Origin of the sequence: Longimicrobium sp., from assembly GCF_036387355.1 — a bacterium.
In the GTDB taxonomy this organism is placed as follows: domain Bacteria; phylum Gemmatimonadota; class Gemmatimonadetes; order Longimicrobiales; family Longimicrobiaceae; genus Longimicrobium.
Genome location: NZ_DASVTX010000081.1, coordinates 1 through 2,850, shown reverse-complemented (window position 1 = coordinate 2,850; position 2,850 = coordinate 1). Strand labels below are relative to the sequence as shown.

Here is a 2,850-nt window from a genome sequence, read left to right as displayed (position 1 = left end):
CCCCCGGCCTTCTTTTCGAGCGCGATCAACGCCGTCAGCAAAGCCGCCGAGGTGGGCGGCAGGACTCCGGTGGAGCGCAGGTGCCGCCGCGGGCCGCGCGAGCGGCGTGGGATGGCATCAGGCGCACCGGATTCGTGACATCAGCCGCACCGCCCCCCCCACCCGGCTCGGACTTCGAGCGTCATTCTGAGGGAGGCGCCGCGACGCACCGTCGGTCACGCAGGACTCTGGCGCCGACCGAACAATCCCGCGCCACCGCATCCCATGCACGCCCGGTTGCGCACCGCGCTCGGACGCTGCGGGTGCGGCGGGAGAGGCTGGAGCACGCCACGCCGGCCCGCGGCGCGGCGGACGTTTCGGTCCGGGATTCTTCAGTCGCGCATGAACGCGGTGCCGGGGAAAGCGCGGCGCACGCTCCTTCAGAATGACGCCTCAACGCCGAGGTGAGCGGCAGGACACCGGTGGAGCGGAGGTGCCGCCGCAGGCGGCGTAGACAGCATGGGCGTGGCGGGCCGGCATGAGGAGCACCGGACGTCACATCAGCCGCACCGGGATTCCTCACCCGCCTCGGACTTCGAGTGTCATTCTGAGCGAGGCGCCGCGCCGCGCCGTCCGTCACACCAGACTCTGGCGCCGACCGAAGAATCCCGCGCCACTGCATCCCATGCACGCCCGGCTGCGCGCCGCGCTCGGACGCTGCGGGTGCGGCGGGAGAGGCTGGAGCACGCCACGCCGGCCCGCGGTTCGGCGGACACTTCGGTCCGGGATTCTTCAGTCGCGCATGGATCCGGCACCGGGGAAAGCGCGGCGCACGCTCCTTCAGAATGACGCCTCAACGCCGAGGTGAGCGGCAGGACACCGGTGGAGCGGAGGTGCCGCCGCAGCCGGCGTAGGCAGCGTGGCCCGCGCGGGCCGCGCGAACTGGCATCAGGCGCACCGGACGTCACATCAGCCGCACCGGGATTCCTCACCCGGCTCGGACATCGAGTGTCCTTCTGAGAGAGGCGGCGCGACGCACCGTCGGTCACGCAGGACTCTGGCGCCGACCGAAGAATCCCGCGCCACCGCATCCCATGCACGCCCGGCTGCGGGCCGCGCTCGGAAGCTGCGGGTGCGGTGGGAGAGGCTCGAGCACGCCACGCCGGCCTGCGGCGCGGCGGACGTTTCGGTCCGGGATTCTTCAGTCGCGCATGGATCCGGCACCGGGGAAAGCGCGGCGCACGCTCCTTCAGAATGACGCCCCGGCGCCGAAGTGGGCGGCAGGACTCGTGGGGTGGTGCCGGCGAGACGGCGCGACTCCGGAGGCGCACCGGGGAGGCTGAATGCGGACCGCGATCGCGCGGACGAAGAAGGCGCCGGTTCCCGTGCGGAACCGGCGCCCTCTCGTCATCGATCCCCTCATCCGGCCCACAACCCGGCGCTGGATGCGCCGGAGGGGTGAATCAGCGGGTCATGCGGCGGACTTCTTCCAGCCCGCGCGGATCCCAGCGGGGACGCTCCTGCGCGTTGGCGATCTCGTGCACCAGGTAGAACACCATCCGCGAAATGCGCGCGGCCTTGTCCGTATCGATCCGCTCCACCTCGTCCGACGGCAGGTGGTAGTCCGGGTGCACGCCGCTGAAGAAGAAGATGGCGGGCACTTCCTTGCGCGCGAAGTTGTAGTGGTCGGACCGGAAGAAGAAGCGCTCCTGCGGCCAGATGTCGTCGCTGAGCGTAAGCCGCAGTTCAGGGTGGGTGCGGCCCACCGCGTTGGCCGTCTGCCCCAGGGTGGAGTAGTTCTTTCCGATCACCACCACGCTGTCCGGGCTGTTGCGGCCGATCATGTCGACGTTGACGTTCGCCACGATCTGCCCCAGCGGCACGGTGGGGTGCTCGCTGAACCATTCCGAGCCCAGCAGCCCCTTTTCTTCCCCGCTCACGTGCAGGAAGATGATGCTGCGGCGCGGGCGCACGCCCAGGCGCGCAAAGGCTTCCGCCACTTCCAGCAGCCCCGTGGTGCCGCTGGCGTCATCGTCCGCGCCGTTGTAGATGCTGTCGCCGTTCACCGGCCGTCCCACGCCCACGTGGTCCATGTGGGCGCTCAGCACCACGTACTCGTTGCGCAGCGCGGGATCGCTTCCGGGAAGGATGGCGACCACGTTGGGCGCGTTGCGGTCATCCGCGTTCTCCATGGGCAGCGCGCCGCTGGCGGTGAGGCCCGCGAGCACGGCCGGAGCCGCGGGAACGGCGCCGCGCCAGGGATCGTCCACCGTCATTCCCGCCGCGCGGAACATCTGCTGCGCCGCCGGCCAGGTGACGAAGTACTGCGGAAACGCCGCCTCTCCGCCCAGGCTGCGCGCGCCCGCCGCGGTCTGCCGGGTGTACGCGGCGATGCTGTCCGCCGTCCAGGTGGGCTCCAGCACGTAGACGATGGCGGAGGCACCCGCCCGCTGCGCCGCCCCCATCTGCCGGTTGCGCTCGATGCGCCAGTCGCGCGTGCCGCCCGCCCCGGGAAGCGCCGTCACCACGACGCGGCCGGACATGCTCCCCGCCGCCAGCATGCCGTCCGCCGCGCGGCCGGCGTACACGACACCCGCGGAAGAGATGGGCTGCGCCGTGCCGCCGCGGGCAAAGAAGTCGCGCCCCAGCTGCAGCCGCTGGGAGCCGGCGGCGCCGCGCAGCTCCAGCCCCGCGGCCGAGGCGCGCAGACGGCGCAGCGGGTAGGGCCACCACTGGTAGAAGGTGTTGTTTTCCCCGCCCGGCTGCAGCCCCCACAGCTTGTACTGGTTCACGAGGTAGCTGGCGGCCAGCTCCAGCTCCGGGCTGGGCGTGTCGCGTCCGCGCATGCGGTCCGACGCCAGGAACTCGATG

At 71.6% G+C, this 2,850-nt stretch carries 1 protein-coding gene; it reads right to left on the bottom strand.

Translation table 11 applies throughout. The annotated features are described in order from the left end of the window. Positions 1 to 1,442: 1,442 nt before the first annotated feature. Positions 1,443 to 2,850, bottom strand: a 1,408-nt coding sequence (locus VF665_RS03925) for a M20/M25/M40 family metallo-hydrolase (protein WP_331052102.1), incomplete at its 5' end; no start/stop codon positions are given.